Here is a 17,295-nt window from a genome sequence, read left to right on the forward strand (position 1 = left end):
AAAAAACCGCCGTTTGTGACACGGCGGTTTTTTCAATAGCAACGCTTGTTACCAGACGTAAGTCAGCAGATTCTGCGAATTCGGCACCATAAAATCAACGGACATCATGATACTCAGCGCGGTAATCGCAATGATAGAGAAGCCGAACAGCTTACGCGCCCAGACCTTATCATCTTCCACTTTGTAACCGCGTAGCGCCATGCCGAGCCACCAAACGCTGACCGCCGCGGCGACCACCAGGTATTTGTAACCGGCATAACCGCCCAACGTGAGCATTAGCGTTGCAACGGCAAACGCAATGATGTACAGCGTGATGTGGTTTTTAGCGACTGAGATTCCTTTTACCACCGGCAGAACCGGGATATTGGCCGCCTGATAGTCCTTAAAGCGGAAAATGGCGATGGCGTAAGAGTGCGGCATCTGCCAGAGGCTGAAAATAGCCAACAGAATCGCCGCGCCGCTGTCAAAGTCGCCCGTTACGGCGCAGTAGCCAATCACCGGCGGCGCTGCGCCGGAGAGAGAACCAATCAGCGTGCCGTAAACGGAGTGACGCTTCATGTACAAGCTGTACACGCCAACGTAGACCACGAAGCCCATCACCCCCAGCCAGCAGGCCAGAGGATTAGCGCCAAACCACAGCAGCATAAAGCCAGCAATACCCAGCAGGGTGGCGTATACCAGCGAGACGCCAGGAGAAATCAGGCCTTTGACCAGCACCCGATTCTTGGTCCTTTCCATCTTCCTGTCGATATCCCTGTCGATGTAGTTGTTAAATACACAACCCGACGCCACAACCAGTGACACCCCGACCAGCGTATAAATGAACAGGGGATAGTCAATGCTGCCCTTTGAGGCCAGCAGAAATCCCCCGATCACCGAGATCAGGTTGCCAAAGATGATGCCTGGTTTCGTTACTTGCAGGTATTGCTTAAACATCATACTCGCCGCTCTTAGTGCATCATCATGTTGTAGTTGAGGTTCCACATAATCCAGATGGAGCCCACAACCAGGATGGCGATGATCAGCACGGTAAAGATGAAGGCCGTCATGTTCCAGCCTTCATCAGATTTGGTGTTCATGTGCAGGAAACACACCAGATGCACCAAAATCTGCACCACTGCCATTGCCAGGATAGATCCCAGAATAACGGCCGGAGAGGCAGCGCCGGTCATCACCATCCAGAATGGAATAACCGTCAGGATGACCGACAGGATAAAGCCGGTCATGTACGTTTTTACGCTGCCGTGGGATGCGCCGCCGCTCTCGGTAGAATGACTCATTACATCGCCCCCATCAGATAAACAACAGTGAATACGCAAATCCAAATCACATCCAGGAAGTGCCAGAACAGGCTCAGGCACATGATGCGGGTACGGTTAGTGCTGGTCAGACCGCGACGGGCAACTTGCACCATCAGCACCGCCATCCAGATCAAACCGGAAGTGACGTGCAGACCGTGCGTGCCGACCAGCGCGAAGAACGCAGACAGGAAGCCGCTGCGATCCGGGCCCATACCGTTAACAATCAGGTGATGGAATTCATAGAGTTCCATCCCGATAAATCCGGCACCGAACAAGAAGGTCAACGCCAGCCAGGAGATAACCTGGCTCTTGTTGTTCTTGTGCATGGCGATCGCCGCCATGCCGTAGGTAATGGAGCTAAATAACAGCAGGAAGGTTTCAACCAGAACGAACGGCAGTTCGAAAATGTCCTTACCTGTCGGGCCGCCAGCGGTGCCGTTCACCAGAACGGCATAGGTAGCAAACAGAATAGAGAACAGAATGCAGTCGCTCATCAGGTAGACCCAAAATCCGAAGATTTTGTTCTGGCCTGCGTCATGGTGCCCGTGTTCGTGCGCGTGGGCAGTCGCGTGCGTTAAAGTATCAGTTGCCATTTTTCAGCCCTGCCTTAGTAATCTCATCGAAATGCTGGTTTTCCAGTTTTTCGACTTCCGGGACCGGCACGTAGTAATCCACATCTTCATCAAAGCTTTTTACAATCCAGCTGATGATCATGCCTGCGAAACCCACTATCGCCAGCCACCAGATATGCCAGATCATGGCGAAGCCAAATACCGTTGCGAAGGCGGCGATAACAATACCGGCACCGCTATTTTTCGGCATATGAATCTCTTCATATTGTCCAGGCTGTTGGTACGCTTCGCCTTTTTCTTTCATTTCCCAGAAGGCGTCACGTTCGTGAACGTGCGGCACAACGGCAAAGTTATAGAACGGCGGCGGAGACGAGGTTGACCACTCCAGCGTACGGCCACCCCATGGGTCGCCGGTCAGATCGCGGTTCTGATCGCGGTCGCGAATAGAAACGAAGATCTGAATCAGTTGACACAGGATACCCAGCGCAATCAGCGCGGCGCCGGCGGCGGCAACCATCAGCATCGTATGGAACTGCGGATCAATTTGCTGGCTGAGGCGACGGGTCATGCCCATGAAGCCCAGTACATACAGCGGCATAAAGGCTACAAAGAAACCGATAATCCAGAACCAGAAGGCGCGTTTACCCCAGGTTTCGTTCAGCTTGAAGCCAAACGCCTTCGGCCACCAGTAGGTCATACCCGCGAAGCAGCCAAACACTACGCCGCCGATGATCACGTTATGGAAGTGCGCAATCAGGAACAGACTGTTGTGCAGGACGAAGTCCGCGCCCGGTACCGCCAGCAGCACGCCGGTCATACCGCCGACCGAGAAGGTCACGATAAAGCCGATGGTCCACATCATTGCGGAATGGAAGACGATACGGCCCTGATACATGGTGAACAACCAGTTGAAGATCTTCACCCCGGTCGGGATGGCGATAATCATGGTGGTGATACCGAAGAAGGCGTTAACGTTCGCGCCTGCGCCCATCGTGAAGAAGTGGTGCAGCCAAACGATAAACGACAGTACGGTAATACAGACGGTCGCCCAAACCAGCGAGGTATAGCCGAACAGACGTTTACGCGAGAAGGTCGCTGCGATTTCGGAGAATACCCCGAAGACCGGCAGAATCAGAATGTACACTTCCGGATGGCCCCAGGCCCAAATCAGGTTGATGTACATCATCATGTTGCCGCCCATATCGTTGGTAAAGAAATGGGTGCCCAGATAGCGATCCAGGGTCAGCAACGCGACGGTAACCGTCAGAATCGGGAAAGAGGCGATGATCAGTACGTTGGCGCACAAAGAGGCCCAGGTAAAGACCGGCATCTTGAACATCGTCATACCCGGCGCACGCATCTTCAGGATCGTCACGAAGAAGTTGATACCGGTTAACGTCGTACCAATACCCGAGAGTTGCAACGCCCATATCCAGTAATCGACCCCGACGCTGGGACTGTACTCTATTCCCGATAGCGGCGGATAAGCCAGCCACCCTGTCTGCGCGAATTCACCCACGCCCAGCGAGAGGTTAACCAGGATAACGCCGACAACGGTGAACCAGAAGCTCAGGTTGTTCAGGAAAGGGAACGCAACGTCGCGCGCGCCGATCTGCAGCGGAACCACCAGGTTCATCAGACCGATAACGAAGGGCATCGCCACGAAGAAGATCATGATTACGCCGTGAGCGGTAAAGATCTGATCGTAGTGGTGCGGCGGTAGAAAACCCGCTTCGCCTGCGGAGGCAAGTGCCTGCTGGCTACGCATCATGATGGCATCGGCGAAACCACGTAACAGCATCACAATCGCGACGATGATATACATGATGCCGAGGCGTTTATGGTCAACTGACGTTAACCACTCTTTCCATAGGTAGGTCCACTTACCGAAGTAAGTAATCGCTGCCAGTATCGCCAGTCCCCCGACGATAATTGCAGCGATCGTTACCATGACGATAGGTTCATGGAACGGTACTGCATCCAGTGATAATTTTCCGAACATCTTATCTTCCTCAACCCTTGGAGTTGGCGGATTCCGCGTGGCTCATGTCCATACCTTCCATTCCTTCATGCGAGCTGTGCTCACCTTCAGGTTGGGTCATGTCCATGCTCTTACCGTGGTCCATGAATTTGTTAATAACGTCCTTGAACAAATCTGGTTTCACGCTGGAGAAATATTCCACCTTGTTGTACTCGCTTGGCATAGCCACTTTCTCGAACGCCGCCATATCATTCATGGTGTTCGGAGACTGCTTCGCTTTTGCGACCCATTGGTCGAATTCTGCGCGGTCTTTGGTGGCGATAGCTTTAAACTTCATACCAGAGAAGCCCGGGCCACTATAGCTGGCGGAGATGCCATCGTAGGTTCCGGGTTCGTTGGCGATCAGATGCAAACGTGTTTGCATACCGGCCATGGCATAAATCTGGCTACCCAGACGCGGGATAAAGAAGGAGTTCATCACGGAGTTGGAGGTCACTTTGAAATAAACCGGCGTGTTCGCCGGGAAGGCGATCTCGTTGACGGTGGCGATACCCTGCTCCGGATAGATGAAGAACCATTTCCAGTCCATGGAAACCACTTCGATGGTGATCGGTTTTTCGTCATGCGCCAGCGGCTTGCTTGGTTCAAGCGCGTGCGTGGTTTTCCAGGTCAGTACGGCAAGGAAAATGATGATTAAGATAGGCACCGTCCAGACCACGGCTTCCACTTTATTGGAGTGTGACCAGTTCGGGCTATACTTCGCATCCTTATTACTCGCACGATACTTCCAGGCGAAACCAACAGCCATCAAGATGGCGGGAATAACGACGATCAACATCAGGCCAAATGCCGTCAGTATCAGCGAACGTTGCTCCAGTCCAATCTGTCCTTTGGGATCCAGCAGCGCAGAATTACAGCCACTGAGTAATGCAGTGCCTGCAATTAATGACAACCATCCCAAACTTTTATTGTATTTCCTGAGTCTCATTTAACGACCTCAATTCCACGGGACCTGGTGGCGTTTAAAGTGTAGGGGCATTTTACGGTAAGGTTACATTACTGTAAACATGATTGGTTCTGTGTTACCAAGTTCTGCCGCGCATGTCACATATGTTGCCAAGTATGTCGAAATAACTTTAAGACACTGTTGAAACTTTGCGTTATAGCGGATGAGGTCTGTAAGTGGGATGTTGAGGGATAATTGGTATAACCAATGTAAAAATAAAACAATTACTTAACAATTTATTATCAATAAAAGGACAATCAACGGCAGAAATTTAAATTTAATCGGCTGAATCGTGTAAAGAAAATAGGTAGCGTAGAAATTACCAATAATTTCCAAAATTCTGTTGCGCACAAAAAGACAAATATATTTTTTATCAATTGATGGTTATTTAGCCGTTATAATTCCGGGTCGTTATTACAACGGCAAATAATGTTTTAGAGCAGGCGTGTTTTTCGTAGTGCCAGGTAGTCCAGCAACCCGCCAAAGACAATGCCGCACACGGCAACCGCTACCGCAGTCTCAAGCAATCCGGACAGGAATGAGAAGTTAGTGTAATCCAACGCGTTCATGGTCAGCAGGAGTACCCATACCGCCAGCAAAGCGACGCCCGCGAGCAGGATTGAAAGCGCGAAATTGTAGGCGCCACGGTATTGCGTGCGGGGAATGAAACGCTCGTTCTGCCAGCTATATTCCAGCGTTTGCCGACAGACCAGCAACAGTAACAGCCCGGGAACGGCGGCAACAACCGAGAAGAGGTAGAATGTCGGCCAGCCGTGCGCTTCAACGAACCAGCCCGCTACAGGACCAACATAAACGCGGCCTACTGCGGAGAGGGCCGACAGTAGGGCAAACTGTGTTGCGGAAAACGACTTATTACATAGCGTCATTAATAAGGCGACAAAGGCGGCAGTACCCATCCCGCCGCACAGATTTTCGAAAAAGACCGCCGCGCCCATGCTGAACATGTTTTTATCGGTAATGGAGAGCAACCAGTAACCGGCGTTGGACGCGCCTTGCAAAATGCCGAAAATCAGCAGCGCGCGAAACAGCGAAAGACGCTGCATTAATATGCCGCCGTATAACGCGCCGACGATCGTCGCCAGCAGGCCCAGCGTTTTATTGACCACGCCGACTTCGCCGGCGTCAAAGCCGACGCCGCGAATCAAAAAGGTGGTGGTCAGGCTCATAGCGAAGGCATCACCCAGTTTATAAAGCACAATGAGCAGTAAAATCAGCCAGGCGTTATTACGGCCAAAGAAATCGCGTAGCGGCGCGACGACGGCCTGTTCCAGCGATTTCGGGGACGGGATAGTATCGGTCGGTTCCGGCGCCAGTAAGGTGGCGATAATGCAGGGGATCAGCAATGCCGCCATCAGCCAGTACATGCCCTGCCAGCCGAGCCAGCGATCGGCCAGCCATAGCGCCAGTCCGCCGGAAACCAGCATTCCCAACCGGTAGCCAAGCACGCTGATTGCCGCGCCAGCGCCGCGTTCTTCTGCGGGTAAAACATCGGTTTTCCAGGCGTCGAACACGATATCCTGCGAGGCGGAGCAAAAAGCAATCACCACCGCCAGCGCCGCCATCCAGCGTAGCTGCGTGCCGGGTTCAAGAAAGCCCATCGCCGCAATCGCCGCCAGTAACAACAGTTGGGTGGCGAGTAACCAACCGCGACGACGACCTAAAAAAGGCGGCGTGTAGCGGTCCATCAGCGGGGACCAGAGAAACTTAAACACATAGGCCTGACCAACCAGCGAGAAGAAGCCAATCGTTTTAAGATCGATATTCTCGACGGTCATCCACGCCTGTAGCGTACCGGAAGTGAGCGCCAGCGGGAGACCGGAGGCAAAACCCAATATCAGCAGAATGGCTGAGCGCGGTTGCTGGAAAATACGTAAATATTGACTTGACATAGGCATCTACAGACCCGGCTTCTGCCGGGTCTTGTTGTTGCTATTAACGGGCGTTTTGCTTGATAAAATCGTGAATACTGGTGTCCTGAGACATATCAGCAATGGTATCGGTCAGAACGCTATTCACTGCGTCGGCAATATTCTGGTTAGAGGCCTGGAACGCCCCTTCAATAGAGTAGTTGGCGCGATAGTTTTTGGTCATCTTGCTGCCATTTGCCGCGGTCGCAATAATCGCGATATCCGCTTTGGTCGCGATGTTGTAGCGCACGCTGCCCTGGGAAACATCAGCATACAGTTGGTTAACAATAATCTGCAGATTAACCGCGCCGTTAGGCCCGATCATATAGCCCCGCGCCGTCATCTGTTTTTCCAGGACTTCTTGTAACAGGAAGCGTAAATCGCGGGAGGCGGTTAACGTTACCAGCTGGTTGTTACGCGTGACTTTCGCTAACGCTTGATCCTGGCGCTGGTCCGCGCCGGTAATGCTAACGGTGACGCCCATCAGGCTCGGGTCCTGTTGTGGCAAGGTGATCTTCGGCGCGACGTCAATGGTCGTCGGCGGTGTGGCGCATCCTGCCAGCATAAACAGAGCGACTAACGGAAAGAGAAGTTTTTTTAACATATTCAGGCTCTCAATGACGCTTAAAACGTGATAGGTAAAAATTCCCGCCATCATAACACCGCTAACGGCGAGGGGAAGTGGTCAACGCAGGTAAATTCGTCGTAATGTCCGATTTGGTATTGATAACGGCGCGAGCGGGGATTTTGAGCGCTAAAAGAATGATTAAGGCAGTAAACTTCATACGTTTGGCTGAAATAATCAGACGAAAGCTAAATTTTTGTTGTCATGCTGTAATGGAAACGGTAAAAGCGGCTAGTATTTAAAGGGATGGGTGACATCACAGCGTTGTCGGAGGAGATTTTCATGATGATACGTGAGCAAATAGAAGAAAAATTAAGGACAGCGTTCGACCCCGTGTTTCTCGAAGTTGTGGATGAAAGCTATCGTCACAATGTTCCTGCAGGATCGGAAAGCCATTTTAAGGTCGTGCTGGTGAGCGATCGCTTTACAGGCGAACGTTTTCTTAATCGTCATCGGATGATTTACGGTACGTTAACGGCGGAACTTTCCACAACCGTACATGCGCTGGCACTGCATACTTATACCCTCAAAGAGTGGGAAGGATTGCAGGATACTATCTTCGCGTCGCCTCCTTGTCGCGGCGCGGGAAGCATCGCGTAGCAAAACGGATTTGCAACTACCTCCGCTTTTCCAGTATGTTGCTACAGAATTATGTGAAAACGGCCTGCGGGCCGTTTTGTTTTGTCTGAATTTTGAGCGTGTCGTACAGTATTCAGACAAAAATTAGCCGAGAATTGTGAAAACCGCCGCAGCATCGCACAATCACCGTTCTCGACTCACAAAAGTGATGCCGCTATAATGCGCCGTCTTATATATGAACGTCTTCGGGATGATTCTGACGACAGGGAATGTGATTGATTATGAGAACATCCCGGTTCCGCGAAGCAAATAGCACGTGCTTGCGGAGTAGAGTTGACCGAGCACTGTGATTTTTTGAGGTAACAAGATGCAAGTTTCAGTTGAAACCACTCAGGGCCTTGGCCGCCGTGTAACGATTACAATCGCTGCTGACAGCATCGAGACCGCTGTAAAAAGCGAGCTGGTCAACGTAGCGAAAAAAGTACGTATTGACGGCTTCCGTAAAGGCAAAGTACCGATGAATATCGTCGCTCAGCGTTATGGCGCTTCTGTTCGCCAGGACGTGCTGGGCGATCTGATGAGCCGCAACTTCGTTGACGCGATCATCAAAGAAAAAATTAACCCGGCAGGCGCGCCGAACTATGTTCCGGGCGAATACAAAGTGGGTGAAGACTTCACTTACTCCGTCGAGTTTGAAGTCTATCCGGAAGTTGAACTGACCGGCCTCGAGTCCATCGAAGTTGAAAAACCGGTTGTTGAAGTCACCGACGCTGACGTTGATGTGATGCTGGACACCCTGCGTAAGCAGCAGGCGACCTGGAAAGAAAAAGACGGCGCTGCTGATGCGGAAGACCGTGTGACCATCGACTTCACCGGCTCTGTAGACGGCGAAGAGTTCGAAGGCGGCAAAGCGACCGATTTCGTTCTGGCTATGGGCCAGGGTCGTATGATTCCGGGCTTTGAAGACGGCGTTAAAGGCCACAAAGCTGGCGAAGAGTTCACTATCGATGTGACCTTCCCGGAAGAGTACCATGCTGAAAACCTGAAAGGTAAAGCGGCTAAGTTCGTTATCAACCTGAAGAAAGTTGAAGAACGCGAACTGCCGGAACTGACCGAAGAATTCATCAAACGTTTCGGCGTTGAAGATGGTTCCGTAGCCGGTCTGCGCGCTGAAGTACGTAAAAACATGGAACGCGAGCTGAAAGGCGCGGTGCGTAACCGCGTTAAGTCTCAGGCGATTGAAGGTCTGGTAAAAGCTAACGACATCGACGTACCGGCTGCGCTGATCGACAGCGAAATCGACGTTCTGCGTCGTCAGGCTGCGCAGCGTTTTGGTGGTAACGAGAAACAGGCTCTGGAGCTGCCGCGCGAACTGTTCGAAGAACAGGCTAAGCGTCGTGTAGTTGTCGGTCTGCTGCTCGGCGAAGTCATTCGTACCAACGAGCTGAAAGCGGACGAAGAACGCGTTAAAGGCCTGATCGAAGAGATGGCGTCTGCTTACGAAGATCCGAAAGAAGTAATTGAGTTCTACAGCAAAAATAAAGAGCTGATGGACAATATGCGTAACGTCGCTCTGGAAGAACAGGCTGTTGAAGCGGTTCTGGCAAAAGCGAAAGTGTCTGAAAAAGCCACTTCCTTCAATGAGCTGATGAACCAGCAGGCGTAATTTGTCGCGTTAAAAGCACGAAATTTGCACAAAAACCCGTCACCTTTCAGTGACGGGTTTTTTTTTGTCACGCATTTTGCATGGTAAGGGTGCGAAAACCGCGTTTCAGTGTTAGCGTTAGAGCAAAAGATTGTTATGCTTGAATTATGGCGATGCCGTACCCATTACAGAGGGACTGGCTGATAATCCGTCCATCAGGTTACAATCAGTACAGCAGGTTTTTTCAATTTTTATCCAGGAGACGGAAATGTCATACAGCGGAGAACGAGATAATTTGGCCCCTCATATGGCGCTGGTGCCGATGGTCATTGAACAGACCTCACGCGGTGAGCGCTCTTTTGATATCTATTCTCGTCTACTTAAGGAACGCGTCATATTTCTGACCGGCCAGGTCGAAGACCATATGGCTAACCTGATCGTGGCGCAGATGCTGTTCCTGGAAGCGGAAAACCCGGAAAAAGATATCTATCTGTACATTAATTCTCCTGGCGGCGTAATTACTGCGGGGATGTCCATCTATGACACCATGCAGTTTATTAAGCCAGACGTCAGCACCATTTGTATGGGACAGGCGGCCTCTATGGGGGCGTTTCTGCTGACTGCCGGGGCGAAAGGCAAACGTTTCTGCTTGCCGAACTCTCGCGTCATGATCCACCAGCCGCTGGGTGGCTACCAGGGCCAGGCGACGGATATTGAAATTCACGCCCGCGAAATTTTGAAAGTAAAAGGGCGCATGAATGAACTTATGGCGCATCATACGGGTCAATCTCTTGAGCAGATTGAACGTGATACTGAGCGCGATCGCTTCCTCTCCGCGCCTGAAGCGGTAGAGTACGGTTTGGTTGACTCAATTTTGACCCATCGTAATTGATGCCCTGGACGCAAGTGTGCCGCTATACACTTCATCCTTCACGCTACCTCGGTGTTGGCTGTTAGCGCGCCTCCCAGTGACTTACTTATGTAAGCGCCTGCGGAGTCGCCGAGTTGCCGCCTTGATGTAGCTCGAATGATTTTGTGTATATACTAATGAAGGGCGGCACAACGCTGATTAGCGGCTTGCGCCTGAGAATGGCATTTGCGTCGTCGTGTGCGGCACAAAGAACAAAGAAGAGGTTTTGACTCATGACAGATAAACGCAAAGATGGCTCGGGCAAATTGTTGTACTGCTCTTTTTGCGGCAAAAGCCAGCATGAAGTGCGCAAGCTGATTGCCGGTCCATCCGTGTATATCTGCGACGAATGCGTCGATTTATGTAACGACATTATTCGCGAAGAAATTAAAGAAGTTGCTCCGCACCGTGAACGTAGTGCGCTGCCGACGCCGCATGAAATTCGTACCCACCTGGACGATTACGTTATCGGCCAGGAGCAGGCGAAAAAAGTGCTGGCGGTGGCGGTCTATAACCACTACAAGCGTCTGCGTAACGGCGATACCAGCAATGGCGTCGAGTTAGGTAAAAGCAACATTCTGCTGATTGGACCGACCGGTTCCGGTAAAACGCTGCTGGCGGAAACGCTGGCGCGCTTGCTGGATGTGCCGTTCACTATGGCGGATGCGACCACGCTAACCGAAGCGGGTTACGTTGGTGAAGACGTCGAGAATATCATTCAGAAACTGTTGCAGAAATGCGACTACGACGTGCAAAAAGCGCAGCGTGGGATTGTCTACATTGATGAAATCGATAAGATTTCGCGTAAATCAGACAATCCGTCCATTACCCGCGATGTTTCCGGCGAAGGCGTACAGCAGGCGTTGCTGAAACTGATCGAAGGCACCGTCGCCGCGGTTCCACCGCAGGGCGGTCGCAAACATCCGCAGCAGGAGTTCTTACAGGTAGATACCTCTAAGATTCTGTTTATCTGCGGCGGCGCGTTTGCCGGTCTGGATAAAGTGATCGCTAACCGTGTTGAAACCGGCTCCGGCATTGGTTTTGGCGCGACGGTGAAAGCGAAGTCCGACAAAGCCAGCGAAGGCGAGCTGTTGTCGCAGGTTGAACCGGAAGATTTGATCAAATTTGGTCTGATTCCTGAGTTTATCGGTCGTCTGCCAGTGGTAGCGACGCTGAATGAACTCAGCGAAGAAGCGCTGATTCAAATCCTGAAAGAGCCGAAAAATGCGCTGACCAAGCAGTATCAGGCGCTGTTTAACCTGGAAGGCGTCGATCTGGAATTCCGTGACGAAGCGCTGGACGCTATCGCCAGGAAAGCAATGGCGCGTAAAACCGGCGCCCGTGGCCTGCGTTCTATCGTCGAAGCGGCGCTGCTGGATACCATGTACGATTTGCCATCTATGGAAGACGTCGAAAAAGTGGTGATCGACGAGTCCGTTATTGCCGGTCAGAGTAAGCCGTTGCTGATTTACGGCAAACCGGAAGCGCAGGCTTCTGGCGAATAATTAAACATTCATACAATCAGTTAGCCAAAAAAGGGGGGATTTTATCTCCCCTTTCGTTTTTCCTGTAAACACGCCGTTGAATGTGTGGGAAACATCCCCATATACTGACGTACATGTTATAGGTGGTATGGAGCACAGCTATACTATCTGATTACCTGGCGGACACTAAACTAAGAGAGAGCTCTATGAATCCTGAGCGTTCTGAACGCATTGAAATCCCCGTATTGCCCTTGCGCGATGTGGTGGTTTATCCGCACATGGTCATACCCTTATTTGTAGGGCGGGAAAAATCTATCCGTTGTCTGGAAGCGGCTATGGACCATGATAAAAAAATCATGCTGGTCGCCCAGAAGGAAGCATCGACGGATGAGCCGGGTGTAAACGATCTTTTCACCGTCGGGACCGTGGCCTCTATTTTGCAGATGCTGAAACTGCCTGACGGCACCGTAAAAGTGCTGGTCGAGGGGTTACAGCGCGCGCGTATTTCCGCGCTGTCTGACAACGGCGAACATTTCTCCGCGAAGGCGGAGTACCTTGATTCGCCAGCCATTGATGAGCGTGAACAAGAAGTGCTGGTGCGTACAGCTATCAGCCAGTTCGAAGGCTACATCAAGCTGAACAAAAAAATTCCGCCGGAAGTGCTGACGTCACTCAATAGCATTGACGACCCTGCACGTCTGGCTGACACCATCGCCGCGCATATGCCGCTGAAACTGGCGGATAAACAGTCCGTACTGGAGATGTCCGACGTTAACGAACGTCTGGAATATCTGATGGCGATGATGGAATCTGAAATCGATCTGCTGCAGGTTGAGAAACGCATTCGCAACCGCGTGAAAAAGCAGATGGAGAAATCCCAGCGCGAGTACTATCTGAACGAGCAAATGAAAGCGATTCAGAAAGAGCTTGGCGAGATGGACGACGCGCCGGACGAAAACGAAGCGCTGAAGCGTAAGATCGACGCGGCGAAAATGCCGAAAGAGGCGAAAGAGAAAGCGGAAGCGGAACTGCAGAAGCTGAAAATGATGTCTCCGATGTCGGCGGAAGCGACCGTGGTGCGCGGCTACATCGACTGGATGGTGCAGGTGCCGTGGAATGCGCGTAGCAAGGTCAAAAAAGACCTGCGTCAGGCGCAGGAAATCCTCGATACTGACCATTATGGTCTGGAGCGCGTGAAAGACCGCATCCTTGAGTATCTCGCGGTTCAAAGCCGTGTAAATAAAATCAAGGGGCCGATCCTGTGTCTGGTGGGGCCGCCGGGGGTAGGTAAAACCTCGTTGGGCCAGTCCATCGCTAAAGCAACAGGGCGTAAATACATCCGTATGGCGCTGGGCGGCGTGCGTGATGAAGCGGAAATCCGCGGTCATCGCCGGACTTACATTGGCTCTATGCCGGGTAAACTGATCCAAAAAATGGCCAAAGTGGGGGTTAAAAACCCACTGTTCCTGCTCGATGAGATCGACAAAATGTCTTCTGACATGCGCGGCGATCCGGCTTCCGCACTGCTGGAAGTGCTGGATCCGGAGCAGAACGTGGCGTTCAGCGATCATTACCTGGAAGTGGATTACGATCTCAGCGATGTGATGTTCGTCGCCACTTCCAACTCCATGAACATTCCGGCGCCGCTGCTGGATCGTATGGAAGTGATCCGTCTGTCCGGTTATACCGAAGACGAGAAGCTGAATATTGCTAAACGTCACCTGCTGCCGAAGCAGATCGAGCGTAACGCGCTGAAGAAAGGCGAACTGACGGTCGACGATAGCGCGATTATCGGTATTATCCGCTATTACACGCGTGAAGCGGGCGTTCGTAGTCTGGAGCGTGAAATCTCCAAACTGTGCCGCAAAGCGGTTAAACAACTGTTGCTCGATAAGTCGTTAAAACATATCGAAATTAACGGTGATAATCTGCACGACTACCTCGGTGTGCAGCGCTTTGACTATGGCCGCGCGGATAGCGAAAACCGCGTAGGTCAGGTGACGGGCCTGGCGTGGACGGAAGTGGGCGGCGATCTGTTGACCATCGAAACCGCCTGCGTCCCGGGCAAAGGCAAGTTGACCTACACCGGCTCGCTCGGTGAAGTGATGCAGGAATCCATTCAGGCGGCGCTGACCGTGGTGCGTGCGCGCGCGGAAAAACTGGGTATTAATCCGGACTTTTACGAAAAACGCGATATCCACGTTCACGTGCCGGAAGGCGCAACGCCGAAAGACGGTCCAAGCGCCGGTATCGCGATGTGTACCGCGCTGGTTTCCTGCCTGACCGGTAATCCGGTGCGTGCAGATGTGGCAATGACCGGTGAGATCACGCTGCGTGGTCAGGTGTTGCCGATCGGCGGCCTGAAAGAAAAACTGTTGGCGGCGCATCGCGGCGGGATTAAAACGGTCTTAATTCCGTTCGAAAATAAACGTGACCTGGAGGAAATTCCGGACAACGTGATTGCCGATCTGGATATTCATCCTGTGAAGCGCATTGAGGAAGTTCTGACGCTTGCTCTGCAAAACGAACCGTCTGGAATGCAGGTTGTAACCGCAAAATAGTGACCTCGCGCAAATAGCGCTAATAAAAACAGGGCTGGCAGGCTATTTCGGACTTGCCAGCCTTTTTTTGTATAGCTAATTTAGATGGTTGATTGGGTCTGCCACCATTAACGGGTGTTGTAAGGGCGTGGCAGGCCTGATATAACTGCTGCGCGGTCGTACTTCGAAGGATTCAGGTGCGATATAAATTATAAAGAGGAAGAGAAGAGTGAATAAATCTCAACTGATCGAAAAAATTGCTGCAGGGGCTGATATCTCTAAGGCTGCGGCTGGACGTGCGTTAGATGCGATTATTGCTTCTGTTACCGAATCTCTGAAAGAAGGGGATGACGTTGCACTGGTAGGCTTTGGTACTTTTGCTGTTAAAGAGCGTGCTGCCCGTACTGGTCGCAACCCGCAAACAGGTAAAGAGATCACCATCGCCGCTGCCAAAGTGCCGAGTTTCCGTGCAGGTAAAGCGCTGAAAGACGCGGTAAACTAAGCGTGATCCCCTCGGGGGATGTGACAAAGTACAAGGGCGCATCAACTGATGTGCCTTTTTTATTGGCGATTCGGGACTTTCTGTGCGTTGCGGGCTGACAATTGCCCTCGTTTCTTGTCACAATAGGCTTTTGTGCGCCGCGTTCAGAAAATGCGATGCGCGTGAAGTCTCTATACGCAAATCATTCAGGTTGCGTCGACGCGGCTACTGAGCGAATCACTCAGTAGCCAGCAGAGAAGCCGCCTGAAAGATAAAGTGTAAAGTCACCTACAGCGGAGTGTGGTTACACCATGATGGACAGCTTACGCACGGCTGCAAACAGTCTCGTGCTCAAGATTATTTTCGTTATCATTATCGTGTCGTTCATTTTGACCGGCGTTAGTGGTTACCTGATTGGCGGAAGCAATAACTACGCCGCAAAAGTGAATGGCCAGGGAATCAGCCGGGCACAGTTTGAGAATGCGTTTAACAACGAACGTAACCGTATGCAGCAGCAGTTGGGCGACAGGTATTCTGAACTGGCGGCCAACGAAGGTTATATGAAAAGCCTGCGCCAGCAGGTGCTGAATCGTCTGATAGATGAAGCGCTGTTGGATCAATATTCCCGCGAACTGAAACTGGGCATCAGCGATGAGCAGGTAAAACAGGCGATTTTCGCCACTCCCGCTTTTCAGGTGGACGGTAAGTTTGACAACAACCGCTATAACGCGATTGTGAATCAGATGGGAATGACCGCCGATCAGTACGCTCAGGCGCTGCGTAACCAGCTTACCACTCAGCAACTGATCAACGGCGTGGCCGGTACTGATTTTATGCTGAAAGGGGAAACCGACGAACTGGCGGCATTAGTCTCTCAACAGCGCGTGGTGCGTGAAGCCGTTATTGATGTCAACGCGCTGGCGGCGAAGCAGCAGGTGACCGATCAGGAAGTGTCCAGCTACTACGATCAGAATAAAGTCCGCTTTATGACGCCGGAACAGTTCCGCGTAAGCTATATCAAGCTGGATGCCGCGACGATGCAGGCACCGGTCAGCGATGCGGATATTCAGGCCTATTATGACCAGCATGTAGATCAGTTTACTCAGCCGGAGCGCATTCGTTACAGCATTATTCAGACCAAAACGGAAGATGATGCGAAAGCGGTACTGGATGCGCTGAACAAGGGCGAAGATTTCGCCACGCTGGCGAAAGAGAAATCTACCGATATCATCTCTGCGCGTAATGGCGGCGATATGGGCTGGCTGGAAGAGTCTGCCACGGTGCCGGAACTGAAAAACGCCGGATTAAAAGAAAAAGGCCAGATATCTGGCGTGATTAAGTCGTCTGTCGGTTTTCTGGTGGCGCGTCTGGATGATATTCAGCCTGCCAAAGTGAAACCGTTAAGCGAGGTTCGCGACGACATTGCCGCGAAAGTGAAACAGGAAAAAGCGCTGGATGCTTACTATGCGTTGCAGCAGAAAGTGAGCGATGCGGCAAGCAACGACAATGAGTCGTTAGCAGGCGCTGAACAGGTCGCTGGCGTAAAAGCCGTTGAAACCGGCTGGTTTAGCCGTGACACCTTACCGGAAGAGCTGAACTTCAAACCGGTAGCCGATGCTATCTTTAATGGCGGTCTGGTAGGCGAAAACGGTACGCCGGGGCCGAATTCAGACATTATCACCGTAGATGGCGACCGGGCTTTTGTTGTGCGCGTGAGCGAACATAAACCTGAAGCCGTGAAGCCGTTGGCAGAAGTGAAAGAACAGGTCACTGCCCTGGTGAAGCATAATAAAGCGGAACAACAGGCGAAGCTGGATGCGGAAAAACTGCTGGTCGAGCTGAAAGCGGGCAAAGGCGCGGAAGCGATGAAAGCGGCGGGGCTGAGTTTTGGCGAGCCTAAAACGTTAAGTCGTACCAGTCAGGATCCGGTGAGTCAGGCGGCCTTTGCGTTAAGCCTTCCGACGAAAGATAAGCCAGTTTATGGCGTGGCGAACGATATGCAGGGTAACGTCGTTCTGCTGGCGTTTGACGAGGTGAAAGCGGGCGCCATGCCGGAAGCGCAGAAAAAAGCGATGGTGCAGGGCATCACGCAGAACAATGCGCAAATTGTCTTTGAGGCGCTGATGAGCAATCTGCGTAAAGAGGCGAAAATCAAAATCGGCGACGCTCTGGAACAGCAGTAATCGTCGAGGCGCTTCGCAAAAAATTGCAAAACGTTGTATCCCACAAAGGCCGCTTTCGCG

The 17,295-nt window shown here is 51.9% G+C and carries 14 protein-coding genes; 7 read left to right on the top strand and 7 right to left on the bottom strand.

The features are described 5' to 3' along the window. Positions 1-48: 48 nt before the first annotated feature. From cyoE to N7E69_RS14200, 7 genes are all read right to left on the bottom strand, one after another. Entirely contained in the window at positions 49-939 is an 891-nt protein-coding gene (gene cyoE, locus N7E69_RS14170) for a heme o synthase (protein WP_000971352.1), read from the bottom strand. A gap of 11 nt (positions 940-950) precedes the next feature. Further along, positions 951-1,280 (bottom strand): cytochrome o ubiquinol oxidase subunit IV, encoded by a 330-nt coding sequence (locus tag N7E69_RS14175; protein WP_000019878.1) that lies wholly within the window; start codon positions 1,278-1,280, stop codon positions 951-953. Next, positions 1,280-1,894: a cytochrome o ubiquinol oxidase subunit III gene (locus N7E69_RS14180; RefSeq protein ID WP_000179833.1), complete on the bottom strand. Its 615-nt coding sequence runs from the start codon at positions 1,892-1,894 to the stop codon at positions 1,280-1,282. Before N7E69_RS14180 ends, N7E69_RS14175 begins: the two co-directional genes overlap by 1 nt. Then, the gene (gene cyoB / locus N7E69_RS14185; protein ID WP_000467158.1) at positions 1,884-3,875 is read right to left on the bottom strand and encodes a cytochrome o ubiquinol oxidase subunit I; all 1,992 of its coding nucleotides are present in this window, start codon (positions 3,873-3,875) and stop codon (positions 1,884-1,886) included. Before cyoB ends, N7E69_RS14180 begins: the two co-directional genes overlap by 11 nt. Before the next feature lie 10 nt (positions 3,876-3,885). Continuing rightward, positions 3,886-4,842 (bottom strand): cytochrome o ubiquinol oxidase subunit II, encoded by a 957-nt coding sequence (gene cyoA / locus N7E69_RS14190; RefSeq protein WP_001239448.1) that lies wholly within the window; start codon positions 4,840-4,842, stop codon positions 3,886-3,888. 452 nt (positions 4,843-5,294) lie between these two features. Beyond that, the gene (gene ampG, locus N7E69_RS14195) at positions 5,295-6,770 is read right to left on the bottom strand and encodes a muropeptide MFS transporter AmpG (protein WP_000098473.1); all 1,476 of its coding nucleotides are present in this window, start codon (positions 6,768-6,770) and stop codon (positions 5,295-5,297) included. Between the two features lie 43 nt (positions 6,771-6,813). Further along, positions 6,814-7,392, bottom strand: a complete 579-nt coding sequence (locus tag N7E69_RS14200) for a lipoprotein (protein WP_001537832.1) — start codon at positions 7,390-7,392, stop codon at positions 6,814-6,816. A gap of 303 nt (positions 7,393-7,695) precedes the next feature. Between N7E69_RS14200 and bolA the strand changes: the two genes are divergently transcribed. The 7 genes from bolA (at position 7,696) to ppiD (ending at position 17,235) form a co-directional block, all read left to right on the top strand. Beyond that, on the top strand, positions 7,696-8,013 hold the full coding sequence (gene bolA, locus N7E69_RS14205) for a transcriptional regulator BolA (protein WP_000973433.1): 318 nt from the start codon (positions 7,696-7,698) through the stop codon (positions 8,011-8,013). A 346-nt stretch (positions 8,014-8,359) separates the two neighbouring features. Then, positions 8,360-9,658 carry a trigger factor gene (gene tig, locus N7E69_RS14210; RefSeq protein ID WP_001198403.1) on the top strand — a complete coding sequence of 433 codons (1,299 nt, stop codon included), beginning with the start codon at positions 8,360-8,362 and terminating at the stop codon, positions 9,656-9,658. Between the two features lie 247 nt (positions 9,659-9,905). Further along, positions 9,906-10,529 carry an ATP-dependent Clp endopeptidase proteolytic subunit ClpP gene (clpP, locus tag N7E69_RS14215; RefSeq protein WP_000122257.1) on the top strand — a complete coding sequence of 208 codons (624 nt, stop codon included), beginning with the start codon at positions 9,906-9,908 and terminating at the stop codon, positions 10,527-10,529. A gap of 251 nt (positions 10,530-10,780) precedes the next feature. Further along, positions 10,781-12,052 (top strand): ATP-dependent protease ATP-binding subunit ClpX, encoded by a 1,272-nt coding sequence (clpX, locus tag N7E69_RS14220; protein ID WP_000130314.1) that lies wholly within the window; start codon positions 10,781-10,783, stop codon positions 12,050-12,052. A gap of 185 nt (positions 12,053-12,237) precedes the next feature. Continuing rightward, positions 12,238-14,592, top strand: coding sequence for an endopeptidase La (gene lon / locus N7E69_RS14225; protein ID WP_001067723.1), 2,355 nt, complete (start codon positions 12,238-12,240; stop codon positions 14,590-14,592). A gap of 208 nt (positions 14,593-14,800) precedes the next feature. Next, positions 14,801-15,073, top strand: coding sequence for a nucleoid-associated protein HU-beta (hupB, locus tag N7E69_RS14230; RefSeq protein ID WP_001043544.1), 273 nt, complete (start codon positions 14,801-14,803; stop codon positions 15,071-15,073). Between the two features lie 290 nt (positions 15,074-15,363). After that, positions 15,364-17,235 carry a peptidylprolyl isomerase gene (gene ppiD / locus N7E69_RS14235; RefSeq protein WP_000969438.1) on the top strand — a complete coding sequence of 624 codons (1,872 nt, stop codon included), beginning with the start codon at positions 15,364-15,366 and terminating at the stop codon, positions 17,233-17,235. The last annotated feature ends 60 nt before the right edge of the window (positions 17,236-17,295 follow it).

It is taken from the genome of Salmonella sp. 3C (assembly GCF_025426275.1).
GTDB lineage: Bacteria > Pseudomonadota > Gammaproteobacteria > Enterobacterales > Enterobacteriaceae > Salmonella > Salmonella enterica.